Below are 20,403 nucleotides of genomic sequence, written 5' to 3'. Positions count from 1 at the left end.
CACCGCCAGATCAGCGAGAATAGGCGCCAATTTTGATTCATCCGACAGACCGGCCGGCAGCTACAGCGTGTCGCTGGGCCCGTTTGTCAGTCAACGAGAAGAAGTTTCGAATGTCAAATGCGCCTTTTTTGCAGCAAGTCTCGCGTCGCCGGACTTTTGCTATCATCTCTCACCCCGATGCGGGTAAAACCACCATTACCGAAAAAGTGTTGTTGTTTGGACGCGCAATCCAGACCGCGGGCACGGTAAAAGGGCGTGGCTCTGCCCAGCACGCCAAGTCGGACTGGATGGAGATGGAAAAAGAGCGGGGCATCTCGGTGACCACCTCGGTAATGCAGTTCCCTTACAACGATTGCCTGGTCAACCTGCTTGATACCCCGGGACACGAAGATTTCTCGGAAGATACCTACCGTACCCTGACGGCGGTAGACTCCTGTCTGATGGTGATCGATGCGGCTAAAGGTGTCGAAGACCGGACACGTAAACTGATGGAAGTCACCCGTCTGCGTGATACGCCTATCGTCACCTTTATGAACAAACTGGACCGCGATATCCGTGACCCGATGGAGTTACTGGACGAAGTGGAAAGCGAACTGAATATCGCCTGTGCGCCGGTTTCCTGGCCGATTGGTTGTGGTAAAGAATTTAAAGGCGTTTACCATATCCACCGTGATGAAACCATTCTTTACGCGACCGGTCAGGGCCACACCATTCAGGAGCAGCGCATCATTAAAGGGCTGGATAACCCTGAACTGGACGACGCGGTCGGCGCAGAGCTGGCCGAACAGCTGCGTGAAGAGCTGGAGCTGGTGTTGGGGGCGTCGCACGAGTTTGATCGCGAACTGTTTTTAGCGGGTGAGTTGACGCCGGTATTCTTTGGTACCGCACTGGGTAACTTCGGTGTCGACCATATGCTGGATGGCCTGACCGAGTGGGCACCATCGCCACTGCCACGCCAGGCCAATGAGCGTGAAGTGGAAGCCACGGAAGAAAAATTCTCCGGCTTTGTGTTTAAGATCCAGGCCAATATGGACCCGAAACACCGTGACCGTATCGCCTTTATGCGTATTGTCTCTGGTACTTACAGCCAGGGCATGAAGATGAATCACGTCCGTATCGGCAAGCAGATTAATATTTCCGACGCGGTGACCTTTATGGCTGGCGACCGTTCCCGGGCTGAAAATGCCTATGCCGGTGATATTATCGGTTTGCACAACCACGGCACGATTCAGATTGGTGATACCTTCACCCAGGGCGAAAGCCTCAAATTCGCCGGCATTCCGAACTTTGCTCCGGAACTGTTCCGCCGGATCCGTTTAAAAGATCCACTTAAGCAGAAGCAGCTGCTGAAAGGCCTGGTGCAGTTGTCTGAAGAGGGTGCGGTTCAGGTATTCCGCCCGCTGCAAAACAACGATTTGATCGTCGGTGCGGTCGGTGTGCTGCAGTTTGATGTCGTGGTCGCACGTCTGAAAGCGGAATACAACGTGGAAGCCATCTATGAAAGCGTCAACGTCGCGACCGCCCGTTGGGTTGAGTGCGATGACGAGAAAAAACTGGATGAGTTCAAGCGCAAAAACCAGGCTAACCTGGCGCTGGATGGCGGTGACAATCTGTCCTACGTTGCGCCGACTATGGTCAACCTGAACCTGGCCCAGGAGCGTTTCCCTGAAGTGAATTTCCGCGCCACCCGCGAACACTAATCTTGTTACAACAGCAACTGCTTTGCTGATAACGTGTTTTGAATGCCGCTTCTTATTGAGGCGGCATTTTTTTATTTGCAGTGATATTGTGACCATTAGAACGCTGGTCATTCGTTAGCACGGCTAACTCGTTCGTATGCCACCGTTGAGGATGTTCGTGTAAAGGGCAGAAAATAAAAAGGGTTGACGCAAAGCATCAACCCTTATATCAATCTAGTTGCCTAACCCTGTAGCTACTTTTTCTTCTTCGCGACTTTCGCTTTACCCTTCGCGGCAGATTTTTTCTTGTCGTCTTTTTTCTTTTTCTTCTTAAATACCGGTTTTTTGTGTTGTGGGCGCATGCCGTCGATAAACCGCTCTTTGACCTCTTCTTTGATGTAGCGGATCACCCGCTCCATCATCGGCTGATCATGCGCTTCAACCAGTGAGATTGCGCTGCCTTTTTTGCCCGCTCGCGCGGTACGGCCGATACGGTGCAGATAGATATCAGCGGTGCGCGGCATATCATAGTTGATCACGTGGCTGACGTCCGGCAGATCGATCCCCCGGGCGGCGACATCGGTAGCCAGCAGAATATTAACGCTACCTTCGCGGAAGCGGCTGATGGCGTTGTTGCGTCGGTCTTGCGGCATCTCGCCCTGGATCCAGGCGCAAGGAATCTCGGCGCTTTCCAGTGCAGAACGCAGCTCAGCCAGGCGCTCTCGGGTTTTGATAAAGACGATGGTCCGCTCGGCTTGCTCGGTGACGATATGTTTCAGCAGCGCCAGTTTGTGCTCCATGCTGTCAGCGCGGTGGTACCACTGAGCAATTTTCTTGCGCTCGCGTCGTGATGGCTGGGCATCAATTTGCGCCGGCTCTTTCAGCAGGCCAGCACTGAAACCTTCGACTCCTCGACCCTCCAAAGTGGCTGAGAACAGCAGTGTCTGCTTACGCCAGCGGCACTCGGCAGACAAACGGTCGACGACCGGTCCGAAGCCCATATCCAGCATGCGATCCGCTTCATCCAGGATCAACCACTCGATCGCGCGGCAATCAAAGCGTTCGCCTTCAATGTATTCCATCAGACGACCAGGAGTCGCCACCACGATATCCTGAGTGGTCGCCAGAATATCGGCGTGCGCCTGATATTCGACTCCGCCGGTAATGGTGAAGATATTCAGCTTGGTATGTTTCGCCAGGGCACGAGCCTGGTCGGCCACCTGCATCGCCAGCTCACGGGTCGGAGTCAGGATCAGTACTCGCGCAGGGCCCGGTTTGCGACGCGGAAAGTCCTGCAGATACTGCAGCGCCGGCAGGACAAAAGCGGCCGTTTTACCGGTGCCTGTCGGGGCGGAGGCCATCACATCCCGGCCATCCAGTGCTTGTGGGATCGCTTCTGCCTGTACCTGGGTCGGGCGTTCAAAGCCCAGCTCTTCAAGAGCGAGCAGCAGGTTTGGCTCCAGCTCTAGTTCTGCAAAATTACGAATCACTCTGTTGTCTCCACAAGCCGTCTGGCCGGTATACGAAAATTGGCCGCACATTATAGTGTGATCACTGCCTGGGATCACACCTTATTTTACATCTTAAGGTAAAAGGCGCGGGTTAGCCGGACAAACTCGGCCGAATACTGGCCGCATTGCTGAATCGGCCACTGTTCTGCTTGGAGTTCGCACGTCAGCAGAGACAGCTCAATCAGATAGCGGCTAACCGGTTTATGCTCGGTCGGCTGCACGCTGGTCAGGCGGCGGACGTACCATTCGTCTGCTTCGGCCAGACGAATGAACCAGTCCCCTTCCGTTTTCGGCAGAATAAAACTGGCGGTGCCGGTAGGAGTCAGTAACTGTCGACAGCGCACCAGCAGCTGGCCATGATCGAGTTGGTCGGCATGTCTGGCGGTGGCACGCTGGCGATTACTGGCCTGTTCTCCAGACAGGAAGTAGGGCGGGTTACAGATGATGGCATCAAACCTCTGCTCAAAAGGGTAACTCAGCACATCGCCTTGTTGCAGGCTGATACGTTCTGGCCACGGTGAGTGAGCCAGGTTGTGCCGGGCAGCGGCAATGGCGTGATCATCAATATCAATCGCGGTTACCGCCAGATCCGGGTAACGCTGCGCACACATCAGGGCCAGCAAACCGGTTCCGGTGCCGATATCCAGTAGCGTCCTGCGGTTGCCGAGTTCGGCCCAGGCACCCAGCATGACGCCATCGGTACTGACTCGCATCCCCGACAATCCTGCGTCTACAGCAAACTGCTTGAATTGGAAGTGATTATTTTTCTTCGTGCCACTCTTCATGTTTATTCGGATAAATTACTCTTTTAAAGAATTTATAATTAATGTTAACGGGTTGTTTGGTTGGTTATTCTGTATTGTGCTGGTTTTGTTTCGGTTTTGATAAAATAATATCCTGCGTAAGTGCGATTATATTGTTATTTTTAACTGAATTTCATTTAAGGAGTGAATTTATATTGCGTTTTTGCCGGTTAACTTGCGATCAAAACTCTTTTTGGTCATCATGCCGCGATAAAAATAGCCTGCCGTGGCGATAAGTCGCGTAGCAGAGCAAGATTCCATCACAATAGACAGACAAGGTTCATCTGTGAAACAGACACTAAAACTAACCGATATTGTAGCGTTAGGCTTTATGCTTTTCGCTTTCTTTCTTGGCGCCGGAAACATCATTTTTCCACCTTTAGCCGGCCAGCTTGCTGGCGAAAACTTGTTGCCTGCCATGTTTGGCTTCCTGGTGACCGCGGTAGGCCTCCCTTTGATTACCATTATTGCTATCGCAGTCGCCGGAGGCTCCTGGCAGCACCTGACTCAATATTTGCCCAAGCAGAGTGCCACTCTGATGGCGGTGCTGATCTTTATTATTATCGGTCCGGCATTCGCGGCGCCGCGTACCGGCCTGGTTGCGTACGAAATGGCGATTAAACCGTTTATTGCCAATGCCGAGCAACTGCACCTGACCGCCTTTTCGGTGGTGTTTTTTCTGGTGGCGATGGGGTTTGCCTGGGCGCAGGGTAAACTTATCGATGTGATAGGCAAAGTGCTGACCCCGGTGCTGTTTGTCAGCTTGGTGATCCTGGCGTTTGCGGTGTTTGTCGATCCTCAGGGTGAAGCTATCGCGGCCCAGGGCGAATATGCCAGCCAACCGCTGATCAAAGGCTTCCTGGAAGGCTACAACACCATGGATACGTTTGGTGCGCTGATGTTCGGCATGTTGATTGTCGATGCGATTCGCAGCAAAGGCGTGACAGATCAGGCCGCGACGACCCGTTACCTGATCAATGCCGCTGTCATTGCGGCCGTTGGTCTAGCGTTTGTTTACGTGTCGCTGTTTGTGCTTGGCGCAACCAGTGCCAGTGTCGCGTCAGGGGCAGATAACGGTGGTGTGGTGCTTAGCCAGTACGTGCAGGCCCTGTTCGGCCCTTACGGTCAGATCGTTCTGTCGGTAATCGTTTTGCTGGCCTGTCTGACAACCGCTATCGGCCTGATTTCCGCCTGTTCCGAGTATTTCAGCAGCCTGACGCCGGTATCGTACAAAAGCTGGGTGATCATCAATGGCGTGGCGTGTGCCATCGTTGCCAACGTGGGTCTGTCGCAGCTGATTTCGCTGTCGGTACCTGTACTGTTTGCCCTCTATCCGGTTGCGATTGCGCTGGTGGCGCTGACCCTGATTCGCAACAGGTTGCCAAACCCGTTTGTTGCCTACCGGGTGGTACTGCTGATTTCGCTGCTGTTTGCGCTGATCGATGCGGCGAAAGTTGTCGGTATTGATGTTTCGGCGTTGAACATGTTGCCGCTGTTTGAATATGGTATGGGCTGGTTGCCGCCGACACTGGCTGCAATGGTCTGCATGTGCTTCATTGGCAAACGTGATGAGCAGGTGCTGGCACAAGAGCGCGCTCAGTAACAACCCGGTAATCAAGAATCCCCCGTCGCCTGGCTACGGGGGATTTTTTTATCTGCAAGCGGTCTGGAAGGCTAAAAATTTCTGTATCTTCGTCACATTTTTCAGTAGAATTCTGCGGTTAATTTGTAAGCTAAAATGTTGAGCAAACATGTTTGAAATCAATCCAATTAAAAACCGTCTGCAGGATGTGTCTGAGCGCACGAATGTCCTGAGGGGGTATCTTTGACTATGACGCCAAGAAAGAGCGTCTGGAAGAAGTCAACGCAGAACTAGAGCAACCGGATGTGTGGAATGAACCGGAACGTGCCCAGGCACTGGGTAAAGAGCGGGCCACACTGGAAGCGGTAGTTGAAACCATCGACCAACTGGAGCAGGGGGTTGACGATATCGACGGTCTGCTGGAGCTGGCAGTGGAAGAGCAGGATCAGGAAACGTTTGATGAAATCGATCCTGAACTGGCTGAACTGGAACAGAAGCTGGCCGGGCTGGAGTTCCGCCGTATGTTCTCGGGCGACCACGACGGGTCAGATTGTTATATCGATCTGCAAGCGGGTTCGGGCGGTACCGAAGCACAAGACTGGACCAACATGATGCTGCGCATGTATCTGCGCTGGGCGGAAGCGAAAGGGTTCAAAGCCGAAGTGATCGAAGTTTCTGAAGGTGAAGTTGCCGGACTGAAATCGGCCACGGTACGCATTTCCGGTGAATACGCTTATGGCTGGCTACGGACCGAAACCGGCGTGCATCGCTTGGTACGTAAATCGCCATTCGATTCAGGCGGCCGCCGTCATACCTCTTTTGCTTCTGCGTTTGTCTACCCTGAAGTGGATGAAAACATTGCTATCGACATTAACCCTGCCGACCTGCGTATCGATGTGTACCGCGCGTCAGGGGCTGGTGGTCAGCACGTAAACACCACAGAGTCTGCGGTTCGGATTACCCACTTGCCAACCAATACCGTGGTACAGTGTCAGAACGACCGTTCACAGCACAAAAACAAAGACCAGGCGATGAAACAGCTGCGCGCTAAATTATTCGAACTGGAGCTGCACAAGCAGAACGCCGAGAAGCAAGCCAACGAAGATGCCAAATCGGACATCGGTTGGGGTAGCCAAATCCGTTCTTACGTGCTGGATGACTCGCGAATTAAAGACTTACGTACCGGCGTTGAAAACCGCAATACCCAGGCGGTGCTTGACGGCGATCTCGACAAATTTATTGAAGCCAGCCTGAAATCAGGACTGTAAGCTTTTCACCGACCCAAGACAGGATAGATCGAAAATGACTGATGCTGTTCAAACTGACAACATTCAAGAAGAAAACAAGCTGATTGCTGAGCGCCGCGGTAAGCTGGACGAGATCCGCAAGAGCTGCAAAGCAAATGGCCACCCAAATGACTTTCGTCGTGACAGCCTCGCGGGTGACTTGCAAAAAGAGTTCGGTGAAAAGAGCAAGGAAGAGCTGGAAGAATTAAACCATGTGGTGGCTATCGCTGGCCGTATTATGGCTAAACGCGGTCCTTTCCTGGTGATTCAGGAAACCTCTGGCCGTATTCAGGCTTACGCTGCCAAAGAAGTGCAGAAAGAACTTAAAGCGAAATACCAGGGTCTGGATATTGGCGACATCATCGGTGTTAAAGGTGCGCTGCACAAGTCAGGCAAAGGCGACCTGTATGTCAATATGGAAGAGTACGAGCTGCTGACCAAAGCGCTGCGTCCTCTGCCGGAAAAATTTCATGGCCTGACCGACCAGGAGATGCGTTACCGTCAGCGCTATGTTGACCTGATCGTTAACGAAGATTCTCGCCGTGCCTTTATCATCCGCTCAAAACTGGTGGCTTCAATCCGTAACTTCATGACCTCGAAAGGTTACCTGGAAGTGGAAACGCCAATGATGCACGTGATCCCTGGCGGTGCGACCGCGCGTCCGTTTATCACCCATCACAACGCCCTGGATATCGACATGTACCTGCGCGTTGCACCTGAGCTGTACCTGAAGCGTCTGGTCGTCGGTGGATTTGATCGCGTGTTCGAAATCAACCGTAACTTCCGTAACGAAGGTCTGTCTCCACGCCATAACCCAGAATTCACTATGATGGAGTTCTACCAGGCGTACTCAGATTACAATGATCTGATGGATCTGACAGAAGAGATGCTGCGCACTGTTGCGCTGGATGTCGTCGGCGCGACCGCTATGCCTTACGGTGAGCACACGGTTGAATTCGGTGGCAGCTACCCACGCATGAGCATGCTGGAAGCGATCAAGCAGTACAACCCGAATCACGCTGAGATTCAGGCGCTGGACTATGACAAAGCGCAGGATCGTGACTATCTGGTTGCGATTGCCAAATCCGTTCACGTAGAAGTGGAATCGTTCTGGACTTGCGGCCAACTGCTGGAAGAGATCTTTGGCGAAACCGCAGAACCGCAACTGATTCAGCCAACGTTCATCACCGGTTACCCGGCCGATATTTCGCCGCTGGCACGTCGTAATGATGACAATCCGTTTATCACGGACCGTTTTGAGTTCTTCATTGGCGGCCGTGAAGTCGCGAATGGATTCTCGGAGCTGAACGATGCGGAAGATCAGGATGCTCGTTTCAAAGCTCAGGTTGAAGCGAAAGATGCCGGTGACGATGAAGCTATGTATTACGATGCGGATTACATCACTGCTCTAGAACATGGTCTGCCACCAACCGCTGGTCAGGGTATCGGTATTGACCGTCTGGTGATGTTGTTTACCAATACGCATACAATTCGAGATGTTATCCTGTTTCCGGCAATGCGCCCACAGGGATAAAATTCAAATATATCATACGGTTAAAGCCACCTTTGGGTGGCTTTTTTTGATCTTGGTCACAGGAAAGTTTTTGGCTAAATTCAGACATTGATTCCATAATTTAAGCTTTCTTGGGCATTTTGATTCGTAAAAATCGATATGAGTCACTAGTCTTATTATTAAGACGTATGAATATGCCACCTTAGGGTAATGTATTCATCATATTTATGCAGTCTATGAGTTGCAGTGAAAAAGGTAAAATTAGTCAAAGGATGTTGCAATGGGATCACAGTTTCGAATGGATTCTCTCCCTGGCTCGCTGGTGGTGGTTGGTGGTACGTATGAACCTTGGCTATCGGTTCTGGAGCAGGCCGGTTGGCGCTGCACTCAGTGTGCGGATCTGCGCAAAGCCGATGCTCTGTTCACTGAAATAGGTCCATGTATTGGTATTGTAGACCTGTGTCACGATGAGTTCAGTCTCAACGGCATGGCGAACTTAGTCAGTAGCCACCGCCATGTGCGCTGGCTGGCGTTTATTCGCGAATCACAGTTAAGCTCAGACACCATTTGCCAGTTTATTGTTAACTTCTGTATCGACTTCTTCACCGCGCCGATCCCGGATGCCCAGTTAATCAGTACCGTTGGCCATCAGTTGGGCATGCTGAAGCTGGAAAAGAAAGTCTGGCCACATTATGGCGAAAACCGGGATATGGGCTTGATTGGTGAATCGTTGGCGATGAAGCGATTGAGAGACCAAATTAAGCGGGTTGGGCCGACCGATGTCAGTATATTGATCAATGGCGAAAATGGTACCGGTAAAGAAACGGTAGCCCGAGCGGTACATAACACATCAGCGCGGGCACAGCAGGAATTTATCTCGGTGAACTGTCGGGCGATGTCTGAACGCCGTCTGGAATGTGACTTGTTCGGCATTGATAAAGAAGATCCGGCCCAGCTGTCAATACTGGAGCGGGCTCATGGCGGGACCATACTGCTCAACGACATTGTCACCCTGCCCAAAACTCAGCAGCTTAATTTACTGCGTTTCCTGCAGTCGGGCTGTGTCGAGACGGATCAGGGGCAGAAGGAAGTGGATGTCCGGGTACTGACCGCCAATTCGGCTGATATTGAAAAGGCACTGATCAACGGTGACTTTAACGAAGAGTTGTATCATCACCTGAATGTACTGCGTATCCAGGTGCCCAGCCTGAAAGAAAGAGCCGGAGATATCGCGGTACTGGCCAACCATTTCCTGCGTCAATACTCCAAAGAGTTCAATGCCCAGGCGCGTAGCTTTACTGAGCAAGCGACCCGCTCTCTGACCCGTTATCACTGGCCGGGGAACGTGCGGGAGCTGATGAATCAGGTTAAACGGGCGGTGCTGATGTCTGACAGTGTGATGATCGATGAAGACCAGCTGGGTCTGGAAAGCTTGACCAATGGTAAGCAGAGCCTGAAGAGCATTCGCGAACGGTGTGAATGCGATGCCCTGCGGCTGGTTCTGGAGTCCCACTCCGGGCAGGTGTCAATGGCAGCCAAAGAACTCGGGGTGTCACGGGCGACTATGTACCGGCTACTCAACAAACACAACCTGATCGGCAGTAACGTCTACTAATCTTTTCCTTTTCCTTCCCTAACCGTACGGCAGTTTGAGTGCTGTACGGTTTTATTATTTCATTTCAATACTTTAACCTGTAACACGTAAAAACAATGGCAGGATAGTTTGTATTTTAATCATCAGATCAATGGTATTTGGACGATGTATCGGTTTTTGTTAGAAAAGCGATTTTTCGGTTGCTTTATCAACTCGTTTGCATAGAATTTAACCGTAAGCAAACGTTTACCAACATTTTTCTCTACGGATTCAAATTAGCTAGGAGGCGCACATGAAACATTTCAATGTCATTCAAACCCGTTGTGCGTCTTTCGATCTGTGTGCTGATTTTATGGCGGATTCTTCCCGCTGCGCAGCACGCAACGTTCGACCTACAACCCAAGCTAACTAACGAATCCGTATCCACATTTTAATTGGCTGCGGAAATTGACAGCCAATTAGAGTCCTGAGCTTTTCACCGCTTTAATTTGTCTGGCATTTTCCCGGCTTTGTTATCTCAACAGCGGAGAAATACCATGAACCATTCAATTTACCTGAAACTTGCCACACTGCTCGTTAAAGTCGATTTACGCCGAGAAGATCGACAGTGGAAACGCAAACTACGTCAAAGTGCCTATCAGATCCCCTGGCACAGCGCTCACTTGCTAAAAGATATCGGTCTTGAGCAGGATGGTCGTCCGATTGGCGTTTCTGAGCCGACAGCCGTCACCGCAGAACGCCGTGTAAGACATCTTCGCCGGGTGCTCAGTGCGCGAATACCGACGTAAACCGAAGGGCTAGCTGCGGCTAGCCCCGACGTTTCCTATGGGCAGGGATTGGAGTAAGTTGTCCCAATCTGCTGCAACTCTTGTAATAACTCATCGCTCAGTTTTACATCCAGGCTGTCAATATTGGCTTTAAGCTGGTCTAAATTGGTAGCACCAATAATGTTTGACGCAACAAAAGGGCGCTGGTTTACAAAGGCCAGTGCCAGTTGTGCCGGATCCAAGCCATGACGCCCGGCCAGATCAACATAAGCTTCGGTGGCCTTAATTCCCTGCGGGGTGAAGTAGCGGACAAAGCGGTCGAACAGACTGCAACGTGCACCTTCAGGCCGCTTACCATTGAGATATTTACCACTCAGGCAGCCAAATGCCATCGGTGAGTAGGCCAGCAACTGGACGCCTTCGAAGTGGCTGATTTCCGACAAGCCGACTTCAAAACTCCGGTTGAGTAGGTTGTATGGGTTCTGAATAGTCACGATTCGCGGCAGTTCGTGCTTTTCTGCCAGCCTGAGGAGCGACATGACGCCCCAGGGCGTTTCGTTCGAAACCCCGATATAGCGGACTTTGCCCGCTTTGATCAGCTCAGCCAGAGCTTCCAGAGTTTCAATTAGGGTCACTTCCTGTTGCGTGTCCGGGTAGGGATAATTGAGCTGACCGAAGCAGTTGGTCTGCCTTTGCGGCCAGTGCAGTTGGTAAAGATCAACATAGTCGGTCTGCAGCCGACGCAGGCTGTCATCTATGGCCTGATGGATATTGCGCCGGTTCAGGCTCATGTCATCGCGAATATAAGGGACATTACGAGGTCCGGCGATTTTAGTTGCCAGTACAACTTTTTCCCGTTTGCCGGATTTACTCAGCCAGTTGCCTATGTACTGCTCGGTCAGCCCCTGACTTTTGCCGTTGGGGGGGACCGGGTACATTTCCGCTGTATCGATAAAATTGATTCCGCGTTCAACGGCGTAATCGAGTTGGCTGAATGCGTCTGCCTCGCTGTTTTGTTCACCATAGGTCATGGTGCCCAGACAGATTTTGCTGACCTCCAGCGTCGAATGCGGAATTTTGTGATATTGCATGAGCTGTCCTTTTTATTGTTCTCTCCAGTGATCCCAATATATGGGAGAACAGTACCTAAAAGAAGCGCCAATCGGGGGGAATTAGTAATTTTGTTTCGCTCGACTACACTTTTGAAGTGGAGGTGATGTATGCAAAAAAGGCAATTAGACAAGTGGCTGCATGGCGATCATAAGGACAATTATCAGTCGCCTAAGGTGTATGTAATCGGCTGTGCCGACTTGCAGCAGTACATGCTGGCGGTCGAATACAAACATAAGTTGGAACCGATCAAGCAAGATGGTGAACCGGTTCATTTTGACTCGCTTGATTCGGTAAAAGAAGAGCTGACCCGACTGGGCGTTGAGCGGGCTTATCTGAGGATGCACAACGCCTATGATGAGTTTGGTTCAGATGAAAACAGTGGGTATGCTGATTTGGAGATTTCTCTCACTGTCCACTAACGGCTAAAGAAATTGTTGCTGTAGGATCTGGCCGGTAAATTGTGTTCTTAAATAAAAACCGCGTGGCAGTGTCTTAATCGGCCTGCCGCTTACCCCATAAGCTTCTGTCAATGCCCGGGCATTGGCTGCCTTAGGTCTGAGCTGTAGCGCTTCGCCGTGGCGGGCGGTGATGCTTTCCACCTTGCCCAGCACGATCATTTCCATTAACTCTTCCCAGTCATTTTGTAGTACCTGCCATTGGGCATCCGACGGTGACCAGATGAATGGCGATCCGACCCGGCGGTCGGCCAGCGGAATCTCTCGTTCCCCCTGAACCGGTACCCACAGCACCCGGGATAACTTATTGCGAACATGGCTGGTTTCCCAGGTCAGGCCACTGATACCGATTAGTGGCGCCACACAGACAAAGGTGGTTTCCAGTGGTTTGCCACTGTGGCTGACGGGAATACTTTTCAGTTCAATTCCCAGGTGCTCAAAATCTTGTTGTGGTTTGCTACCTGCAGGTGCCCCCAGATGCCATTCCAGCAATTGTCCGACCCAGCCTTTATCACGGCGCAAGTCCGGTGGGACCGTCATTTGTGCTTCTTCAGCTAACTCCTGAAACGTCAACCCGGCAATGGAATAAGCTCTTTCGAGCAGTTCCTGTTCAGACTGAGGTAATGGCTTCATAGCAAGATTCCGGCAAATAAAGCTGATTGTAGCAAATCAGCTCCTCAATGGAACTTAGCCCGCTGGGTAGAAAATGATCAATCTGGTCAAAAGATCATAGCTCCCCAAGTTATCCACAAGCTAAGGGGTGGGATTCGTCGCATTGTGAACTATTGGATAAATAAACAGGGTTTTGAGGCGATTTTTGAGTTGAAATTGCGTTATAGAATGCCGTTTGCATCAACCTTTGTGGATAATCTTAAAATTGGTGGATCTTTGAACAATAAAAAATCTGGAAAAATTTCATGATCAGAACTTGGCGTGGTTTTGTTTTTTTTATTCTATAAGTAAATGTAATTATTGATAATTTTTCATGTTGTCAGCAGTGCTGACATAAGTGTGAGTGTGTTTGTGATGAAAAAAAGATCACTTCCTCAATGTCTTTGCACATAGTTATTCACAGAAAAGGTGAATAAATGTGGCTCAAGTCTCATTTGGGTGTTGATAACGATTGCATTGCGGGAAAATTATTCACTCCGGTGTTGTATGGCAATAAATCTCGTCTCAATCACACTAGTAAGTTTGCTCAAGTTGGGGATATGTGGAAAAATCACATTAATCAAAGATTTTATTAGAGGTTGGCCAGTGATAGATGGCGATGGTTACCGCTTAAATGTGGGAATTGTAATCTGTAACAACCATGGTCAGGTCTTCTGGGCTAAACGATACGGGCAACACTCTTGGCAATTTCCGCAGGGCGGAATCGACGAAGGCGAAACACCGGAACAGGCGATGTTTCGTGAATTGTATGAAGAAGTCGGCCTGACCAAAAAAGACGTCAGGATTATTGCCACTAGCCGTCATTGGCTTCGTTATAAGTTGCCAAAGCGTCTGGTTCGCTGGGATTCCAAACCAGTGTGTATCGGCCAAAAACAGAAATGGTTTCTCCTCAGACTGGATTGCGATGAAGAAAACATCAATATGCAGCGAGGACATTCCCCTGAATTCGATGGATGGCGATGGGTCAGTTACTGGTACCCGGTGAGGCAGGTGGTGTCATTTAAACGTGACGTATACCGTCGGGCGATGAAAGAGTTCGCTTCGATGGCGATGCCTTTTAAAGAGCGTAAAATGAAAGGTAAACGTAAACAACGCAGAGGATAAACATGCTTTCGCAACTAAGGGATATAGTTGAACAGGTTTCCAAAGTGGAAGACGTCCACCAGGCACTCGACATCCTGGTGAAACAGACCTGTCTTGCGATGCATACCGAGGTTTGTACGATTTATCTTGCCAACGACGAAATGCACCGTCTTGAACTGATGGCCACTCAAGGTCTGACGTTTAAAGGTGACAAGATCCACATTGATTATGGTGAAGGGCTGGTGGGGCTGGTGAAACGTTCCGCTGAGCCACTCAATGTGGCCGAAGCATCCAAACATCCTGCCTTTAAGTATTTTTCCCAGTTGGGCGAAGAGGTGTATCAGAGTTTTCTTGGTACGCCGATTATTCACCGTAAGCAGATTTTGGGCGTGCTGGTGGTTCAGCAGAAAACGCCTCGCCTGTTTAGCGAAATGGAAGAATCATTTCTGGTGACCCTGGCGGCGCAGCTAGCGGTCATTATTGCCCACGCCCAGACCCAGGGGTTGTGGCGGCTAACCAAAAAGCACCAGGCCATTGAGGGGATCCCGGCGTCCTCTGGTGTCGCCATTGGCGAGTTCTGGTGGGATGATACTCAGCCCCAGCTGTCTGAGGTTTATCCGGCGTCCACATTAGACATTGAGCGGGAACAAGAGTGGCTGATGCTGGCCGTAGAAGATGCGCTGAACGATTTTCGCCGCATGCGCAAACGGCTGGATAGCGAAATCAACAAAGAAACCTTGGCGATTTTCGATCTGTTTACCCACCTGCTCAACGATCCTATGCTGCGTAATGACCTGAAAGCGCAGATCCAGAAAGGCGATCGGGCTGACTGGGCGTTGCGTCAGGTGGTGGAAAGCTACTCGAACCGTTTTGCCCGGATGGCCGACGTTTACCTGCGTGAGAGAGCTCAGGATATTCGTGAACTTGGCCAGCGGCTGCTCTATTTCCTGCACAACAGTGAGAAAGAACAGCAGAGCCTGGAAAAGCCGGTCATCTTAGTGGTGCGGGAACTCACCGCGTCGCTGCTGGCCTCGGTACCGAAAGACAAGTTACTGGCTGTGGTGTCGCTGGAAGGGGCGGCCAATTCACATGCAGCCATACTCTCCCGTGCTCTGGGGATCCCTGCGGTAATGGGGGTTAACCTGAACCTGGAAACCATCAATGGCAAATTTGGTATTGTTGATGGCTACAGCGGCAAACTGTTTATCTCTCCGGGTAAACAACTGCTGCGTGAGTACCAGGCGCTGGCCGATGAAGAGCGTGAGTTGGCTCAGATGGTCAACGAAGGCATTCAGGATAAGGCGCTGACCCAGGATGGAGAAAGGGTTGAAGTTCTGCTCAACGCTGGCTTGAGTGCCGATACCAATATTGCTATTAACCAGGGCGTGGATGGCGTGGGACTGTACCGTACAGAAATTTCCTTCCTGTTGCAGCACCGTTTCCCATCCGAAGAGGAACAGACCCTGCAGTACCAGTCGGTCCTGGACTGCTACCCCAATAAGCGGGTAGTGATGCGTACGCTGGACGTTGGTGGTGATAAGGCGCTGCCATATTTGCCTATTGAAGAAGACAATCCTTTCCTGGGTTGGCGTGGCATTCGTTTCACACTTGATCATCCGGATATTTTCCTGATGCAGTTGCGCGCGATGATGAAAGCCAGCATCAGCCATTCTAACCTGAGTATCTTGTTACCCATGATCTCCGGGGCGCAGGAGCTGGATGATGCCCTGACATTGATTGAGCAGGCTTACCAGGAAGTGAAGCTACTGAATGACAAAGTCGTCAAGCCGCCGATAGGCGTGATGCTGGAAGTACCTTCGATGCTTTATCTGTTGCCGCTCATTGCTGACCAGATTGATTTTGTCTCCGTCGGTACCAACGACCTGACCCAATATCTGCTGGCGGTCGATCGCAACAACTCCAGAGTGGCAGATGTGTATGAATCGCTGCATCCGGCGGTGGTAATGGCACTGGAGCACATCCAGACCATGTGTACCAAACTGAAGCTACCTGTTTGTATTTGCGGCGAGTTGGCCGGCGATCCCATCGGCTCATTGCTGTTGGTTGGCCTCGGTTACCGTGCGCTGAGTATGAACACCTCTAACGTCGCCAAGGTGAAGTACTTGTTGCGCCACACCAGTACCAAAGAATTAAAACAATTAGCTGACAAGGCGTTACTACAACCCTATGGCAAAAGCATATACACTATGATGCTTTCGTTTCTGGAGCAGAAAGGCTTCGCCGGCTTTGTACGTGCCGGTAAAAAATAGGGGATATCGTGAGTCTGATACTGTTGCTGGTGCTACTGTTACTTGGCGCGGTAGTTGGCGTGTTGGCCGGATTACTCGGTATTGGCGGCGGCTTGCTGGTGGTGCCTGCCTTGGCTTATCTGCTGCCGAAAGCGGGGATCTCGCCGGATATCAGCATGCAGATCGCCCTGGCCACGTCGCTGGCATCCATAATCGTGACCTCCGGTTCTTCTGCTCTCAATCACCTTAAACTTGGTAATATCGATACGTTTGTCGTCAAGTGGCTGCTGCCAGGCGTCCTTATGGGTGGGTTCATTGGTGCTAACCTGGCGGAGCTCATCCCAACTCAATATCTGCCTAAAGTTTTTGGCGTTATCGTGTTACTGCTGGCGTTGCAAATGCTGTTTTCCATCCGGCGCGATATACAGGGAGCCCTACCTTCCGGTAAGGTGATGGTAGTGACGGGCACCGGCATCGGCATTGTGTCCAGCCTGGCGGGTATTGGCGGCGGGTCACTCTCGGTGCCGTATCTCAGTCGTCGGGGAGTCGAAATGCGCCGCGCGGTGGGCAGTTCTTCGGTGTGTGGCTGTGTGATTGCCATTTCTGGTATGTTGGGATTTATCCTGAACGGTTTAAGCGCGGAAAACTTACCGCAATACAGCCTGGGATACGTGTATCTGCCGGCTCTGGTGGCGATAGTGTCGACCTCAATATTAACCACCCGAATCGGCGCGCGGTTGGCCAGTAGTCTACCGACGGCGTCGCTAAAACGCATCTTTGCAGTATTTTTGTTGTTTGTTGCAGGAACTATGTTGCTGTAAACATCTCTCACTCTATATTCCAAACATTAAATGAGAAGTCGCTATGTCACAGGAATACATTGAATTTCCTAATATTGATCCTGTTCTTTTTTCTATCGGTCCGCTGTCGGTTCGCTGGTACGGGCTGATGTACCTGGTTGGGTTCATGTTTGCGTTATGGCTGGCTAACCGGCGTGCAGACCGCCCGGGTAGCGGCTGGACGCGTGAACAGGTTTCGGATCTTCTGTTTGCCGGATTCCTGGGTGTGGTCATCGGTGGCCGGGTCGGTTATGTGTTGTTTTACAATTTCGACCTGTTCCTACAGGATCCGCTTTATCTGTTTAAAGTCTGGACCGGTGGTATGTCATTCCATGGTGGCTTGCTCGGTGTGATCAGCGCAATGTTCTGGTATGCCCACAAACACAAACGGACCTTTTTCGGTGTTGCCGACTTCATTGCGCCACTGGTTCCGTTTGGCTTAGGCATGGGACGATTGGGCAACTTTATGAACAGCGAACTGTGGGGGCGGGTAACAGATGTGCCTTGGGCGATCGTATTCCCCAATGGCGGGCCACTGCCACGCCATCCGTCGCAACTGTACGAATTTGCCCTTGAAGGCGTGCTGCTATTCCTGATCCTTAACCTGTTCATCAGAAAATCACGACCGCTAGGATCTGTGTCAGGATTATTCCTGGCCGGCTATGGTACCTTCCGTTTCGTGGTGGAATACTTCCGCGAGCCGGATGCGCACCTTGGGTTGTACGGCGGTTTTATCTCCATGGGACAAATTTTATCTCTGCCGATGGTTATTGCGGGTGCCGCTATGATGATTTGGGCCTACAAGCGAGGCCATTATCAAGATCATCCGGCAGTTAAGTAAGGATTGAATGTGAAACAATATTTGGATCTTTGTCAGCGAATCGTTGATGACGGACAGTGGGTGGAAAATCAACGAACGGCTAAGCGTTGCCTGACGGTGATTAATGCCGATTTAAGCTACGATGTGGGTAACAATCAGTTTCCTCTGGTCACGACTCGCAAGAGCTTTTGGAAAGCGGCAGTGGCTGAGCTGCTGGGCTATATTCGTGGTTATGACAATGCCGCTGACTTTCGTCGTCTGGGGACAAAAACCTGGGATGCGAACGCTAATTTAAATCAAGCCTGGCTGAATAATCCTTACCGTAAAGGTGAAGATGATATGGGCCGGGTCTATGGTGTGCAGGGAAGAGCTTGGGCGAAACCGGATGGCGGCCACATCGATCAACTGCGTAAAATTGTCGATGATCTGAAAAACGGCATTGATGACCGCGGTGAGATTCTGAATTTCTACAACCCGGGTGAGTTTCATATGGGCTGTTTACGCCCCTGTATGTACAGCCACCATTTCTCCCTGTTAGGGGATACCTTGTATCTGAACAGCACGCAGCGCTCTTGTGATGTTCCGCTGGGATTGAATTTCAACATGGTCCAGGTGTACGTATTCCTGGCTCTGATGGCGCAAATTACCGGTCATAAGCCGGGTATCGCCTACCATAAAATCGTCAATGCCCATATATATGAAGATCAACTGGCACTGATGCGTGATGTACAGCTAAAGCGTGAACCTTTCCCGGCGGCGCAGTTTAGTATTAATCCGGATATCAAGTCACTGGAAGATCTGGAAACCTGGGTCACCCTGGATGATTTTGAGGTAACGGGGTACCAGTGTCACGAGGCGATTCAGTATCCGTTTTCGGTATAAATTCGCTATCCGAAACCACAACATTAGAAACAACAACGCCGCCTGAAAAGGCGGCGTTGTTGTTTCTGTGCTGACTAGAACCGGCTTGGTTGTGCTAACCGATATGAGATGAAACAAAAATCCCCCGCACAGAGCGGGGGATTGCAGTCGGCGTTTAACTAAGATGTGCTACAGGCTTAAGCACTCAGCCACAGGATGGCGCCTGGTAATACGAAGAACACACTCAGTAAGTAGCCCGCTACCACCGATTTGTTTTTCACTGCCATAGTCGAGATCGCTTCTGCGCCTTTGATTGGCAGCTCACGCAGGAATGGGATGCCAAAGATAAACAGAGTCGCCATAATATTGAAGCTAAGGTGTACAAGGGCAATTTGCAAAGCAAATACTGCAAACTCACCAGATACGGCTGTTGCTGCCAGCAGGGCGGTAATACAGGTACCAATATTTGCGCCCAGTGTGAATGGGTAGACATCACGCACTTTCAGTACCCCGGTGCCGACCAGTGGGACCATCAGGCTAGTGGTGGTAGATGAAGACTGTACCAGGACGGTCACAATGGAACCGGACAAGATACCGTGAATCGGTCCGCGGCCAATGGCATTTTTCAGGATTTCACGAGCGCGGCCGACCATCAGGCTCTTCATCAGTTTGCCCATCGTGGTGATGGCAACGAAGATAGTTGCGATACCCAGAACAATCAGCAGAATACCGCCAACGGTGTCACCAAAGCTTTCCAGTGGGTGCTTAATGGCACCAACCACAGGTTTAGTGATCGGTTTAATGAAGTTAAGCCCTTTGATGCTCATGTCACCAGTCGCCAGGAATGGTGATACCAGCCAATGAGAAACTTTTTCCAGTAAGCCGAACATCATCTCCAGTGGCAGGAAGATCGCAACCGCCAGCAGATTGAAAAAGTCGTGGATAGTGGCACTGGCAAAAGCGCGCTTAAACTCTTCTTTGCAACGGACGTGACCCAGACTGACCAGGGTATTTGTGACCGTGGTGCCGATATTGGCACCCATAACCATAGGGATCGCGGTTTCCACCGGTAGTCCACCGGCAACCAGACCGACAATAATCGAGGTTACGGTGCTTGATGACTGAATTAGTGCTGTTGCGACCAGACCTATCATCAAGCCTGCGACTGGATGAGAGGCAAAAGCAAACAACTCTTTGGCGTGATCACCAGTTGACCATTTAAAACCACTGCCAACCATAGCTACTGCCAGAAGCAGCAGATACAACATGAATGCCAAGTTTACCCAGCGCAGCCAGCGTGTCGATTGTGCGACCGGCGCCGTCGTTGATGTAGCTTGGTTCATCATAATTTTCTCCAAGGGACCTTTCTTAATCTTTGTGGTCTGTTGTTAAAACTGTCAGCGATAGTAGAGAGGAAATATTTCAGTAATATGACAGTTAAATGTCGTCGGCCGGGTTTTTGAGAACTGAACGGGTCTGGTTTGAAATACAGCAGAATAGGCTGGTTTAACTATTTGAAATATATCTAAAAATATTAACTTGAATAATTTGTGACCAAGGCGTTTTTTTTCACATT

At 50.8% G+C, this 20,403-nt stretch carries 17 protein-coding genes; 12 read left to right on the top strand and 5 right to left on the bottom strand.

Going from position 1 to position 20,403, the window contains the following annotated elements:
- Positions 1–110: 110 nt before the first annotated feature.
- Complete coding sequence (gene prfC / locus ACQY6F_RS00255; protein ID WP_428771270.1) at positions 111–1,700, top strand: peptide chain release factor 3; 1,590 nt, start codon at positions 111–113, stop codon at positions 1,698–1,700.
- A gap of 233 nt (positions 1,701–1,933) precedes the next feature.
- Here prfC and srmB read toward each other — a convergent pair whose 3' ends face one another.
- Positions 1,934–3,169 (bottom strand): ATP-dependent RNA helicase SrmB, encoded by a 1,236-nt coding sequence (gene srmB, locus ACQY6F_RS00250; protein WP_428771268.1) that lies wholly within the window; start codon positions 3,167–3,169, stop codon positions 1,934–1,936.
- An 86-nt stretch (positions 3,170–3,255) separates the two neighbouring features.
- Entirely contained in the window at positions 3,256–3,975 is a 720-nt protein-coding gene (locus ACQY6F_RS00245) for a tRNA1(Val) (adenine(37)-N6)-methyltransferase (protein WP_428771266.1), read from the bottom strand.
- A gap of 304 nt (positions 3,976–4,279) precedes the next feature.
- Between ACQY6F_RS00245 and brnQ the strand changes: the two genes are divergently transcribed.
- From brnQ to ACQY6F_RS00220, 5 genes are all read left to right on the top strand, one after another.
- Positions 4,280–5,596 (top strand): branched-chain amino acid transport system II carrier protein, encoded by a 1,317-nt coding sequence (gene brnQ / locus ACQY6F_RS00240; RefSeq protein ID WP_428771264.1) that lies wholly within the window; start codon positions 4,280–4,282, stop codon positions 5,594–5,596.
- 148 nt (positions 5,597–5,744) lie between these two features.
- A protein-coding gene (gene prfB / locus ACQY6F_RS00235) for a peptide chain release factor 2 (RefSeq protein ID WP_428771262.1) occupies positions 5,745–6,843 on the top strand; the annotation gives its coding sequence in 2 pieces (ribosomal slippage) (positions 5,745–5,819 and positions 5,821–6,843; 1,098 coding nt in all).
- Between the two features lie 34 nt (positions 6,844–6,877).
- On the top strand, positions 6,878–8,395 hold the full coding sequence (lysS, locus tag ACQY6F_RS00230; protein WP_428771260.1) for a lysine--tRNA ligase: 1,518 nt from the start codon (positions 6,878–6,880) through the stop codon (positions 8,393–8,395).
- A gap of 259 nt (positions 8,396–8,654) precedes the next feature.
- Positions 8,655–9,989, top strand: a complete 1,335-nt coding sequence (gene vpsR / locus ACQY6F_RS00225) for a cyclic-di-GMP-binding transcriptional regulator VpsR (RefSeq protein WP_428771258.1) — start codon at positions 8,655–8,657, stop codon at positions 9,987–9,989.
- A 515-nt stretch (positions 9,990–10,504) separates the two neighbouring features.
- Positions 10,505–10,756, top strand: a complete 252-nt coding sequence (locus ACQY6F_RS00220; RefSeq protein WP_428771256.1) for a DUF1127 domain-containing protein — start codon at positions 10,505–10,507, stop codon at positions 10,754–10,756.
- Positions 10,757–10,791: 35 nt separating this feature from the next.
- On the opposite strand, the gene ACQY6F_RS00215 is transcribed toward ACQY6F_RS00220, so the two are convergent.
- On the bottom strand, positions 10,792–11,826 hold the full coding sequence (locus ACQY6F_RS00215) for an NADP(H)-dependent aldo-keto reductase (protein ID WP_428771254.1): 1,035 nt from the start codon (positions 11,824–11,826) through the stop codon (positions 10,792–10,794).
- A gap of 129 nt (positions 11,827–11,955) precedes the next feature.
- Between ACQY6F_RS00215 and ACQY6F_RS00210 the strand changes: the two genes are divergently transcribed.
- Entirely contained in the window at positions 11,956–12,267 is a 312-nt protein-coding gene (locus ACQY6F_RS00210) for a DUF6482 family protein (protein WP_428771252.1), read from the top strand.
- 3 nt (positions 12,268–12,270) lie between these two features.
- Here the strand turns inward: ACQY6F_RS00210 and mutH are convergent, their stop codons facing one another.
- Entirely contained in the window at positions 12,271–12,936 is a 666-nt protein-coding gene (gene mutH, locus ACQY6F_RS00205; protein WP_428771250.1) for a DNA mismatch repair endonuclease MutH, read from the bottom strand.
- A 624-nt stretch (positions 12,937–13,560) separates the two neighbouring features.
- Here mutH and rppH point away from each other — a divergent pair.
- From rppH to ACQY6F_RS00180, 5 genes are read left to right on the top strand one after another with little or no spacing between them, the layout of a single operon-like run.
- The gene (gene rppH, locus ACQY6F_RS00200) at positions 13,561–14,079 is read left to right on the top strand and encodes an RNA pyrophosphohydrolase (RefSeq protein WP_428771248.1); all 519 of its coding nucleotides are present in this window, start codon (positions 13,561–13,563) and stop codon (positions 14,077–14,079) included.
- Between the two features lie 2 nt (positions 14,080–14,081).
- A complete protein-coding gene (gene ptsP, locus ACQY6F_RS00195) occupies positions 14,082–16,328 on the top strand; it encodes a phosphoenolpyruvate--protein phosphotransferase (RefSeq protein ID WP_428771246.1) in 2,247 nt (748 codons plus the stop codon).
- 8 nt (positions 16,329–16,336) lie between these two features.
- On the top strand, positions 16,337–17,128 hold the full coding sequence (locus ACQY6F_RS00190; protein ID WP_428771244.1) for a sulfite exporter TauE/SafE family protein: 792 nt from the start codon (positions 16,337–16,339) through the stop codon (positions 17,126–17,128).
- A 43-nt stretch (positions 17,129–17,171) separates the two neighbouring features.
- Positions 17,172–17,987 carry a prolipoprotein diacylglyceryl transferase gene (gene lgt, locus ACQY6F_RS00185; RefSeq protein ID WP_428771242.1) on the top strand — a complete coding sequence of 272 codons (816 nt, stop codon included), beginning with the start codon at positions 17,172–17,174 and terminating at the stop codon, positions 17,985–17,987.
- Between the two features lie 9 nt (positions 17,988–17,996).
- Positions 17,997–18,848, top strand: a complete 852-nt coding sequence (locus tag ACQY6F_RS00180; protein WP_428771240.1) for a thymidylate synthase — start codon at positions 17,997–17,999, stop codon at positions 18,846–18,848.
- Between the two features lie 176 nt (positions 18,849–19,024).
- Here the strand turns inward: ACQY6F_RS00180 and ACQY6F_RS00175 are convergent, their stop codons facing one another.
- Complete coding sequence (locus tag ACQY6F_RS00175; RefSeq protein WP_428771514.1) at positions 19,025–20,170, bottom strand: Na/Pi symporter; 1,146 nt, start codon at positions 20,168–20,170, stop codon at positions 19,025–19,027.
- Between the last annotated feature and the right edge of the window lie 233 nt (positions 20,171–20,403).

Source organism: Vibrio sp. (assembly GCF_050299255.1).
In the GTDB taxonomy this organism is placed as follows: domain Bacteria; phylum Pseudomonadota; class Gammaproteobacteria; order Enterobacterales; family Vibrionaceae; genus Vibrio.
The sequence above is the reverse complement of the archived record's forward strand: the minus strand, read 5'-3'. Positions and strand labels throughout refer to the sequence as shown.

Coding starts and splice junctions, on each gene's coding strand:
- prfC (WP_428771270.1), top strand. CDS start 111: ATGTCAAATGCGCCTTTTTTGCAGCAAGTCTCGCGTCGCCGGACTTTT.
- ACQY6F_RS00245 (WP_428771266.1), bottom strand. CDS start 3,975: ATGAAGAGTGGCACGAAGAAAAATAATCACTTCCAATTCAAGCAGTTT.
- lysS (WP_428771260.1), top strand. CDS start 6,878: ATGACTGATGCTGTTCAAACTGACAACATTCAAGAAGAAAACAAGCTG.
- vpsR (WP_428771258.1), top strand. CDS start 8,655: ATGGGATCACAGTTTCGAATGGATTCTCTCCCTGGCTCGCTGGTGGTG.
- ACQY6F_RS00220 (WP_428771256.1), top strand. CDS start 10,505: ATGAACCATTCAATTTACCTGAAACTTGCCACACTGCTCGTTAAAGTC.
- ACQY6F_RS00215 (WP_428771254.1), bottom strand. CDS start 11,826: ATGCAATATCACAAAATTCCGCATTCGACGCTGGAGGTCAGCAAAATC.
- ACQY6F_RS00210 (WP_428771252.1), top strand. CDS start 11,956: ATGCAAAAAAGGCAATTAGACAAGTGGCTGCATGGCGATCATAAGGAC.
- mutH (WP_428771250.1), bottom strand. CDS start 12,936: ATGAAGCCATTACCTCAGTCTGAACAGGAACTGCTCGAAAGAGCTTAT.
- ptsP (WP_428771246.1), top strand. CDS start 14,082: ATGCTTTCGCAACTAAGGGATATAGTTGAACAGGTTTCCAAAGTGGAA.
- lgt (WP_428771242.1), top strand. CDS start 17,172: ATGTCACAGGAATACATTGAATTTCCTAATATTGATCCTGTTCTTTTT.
- ACQY6F_RS00175 (WP_428771514.1), bottom strand. CDS start 20,170: ATGAACCAAGCTACATCAACGACGGCGCCGGTCGCACAATCGACACGC.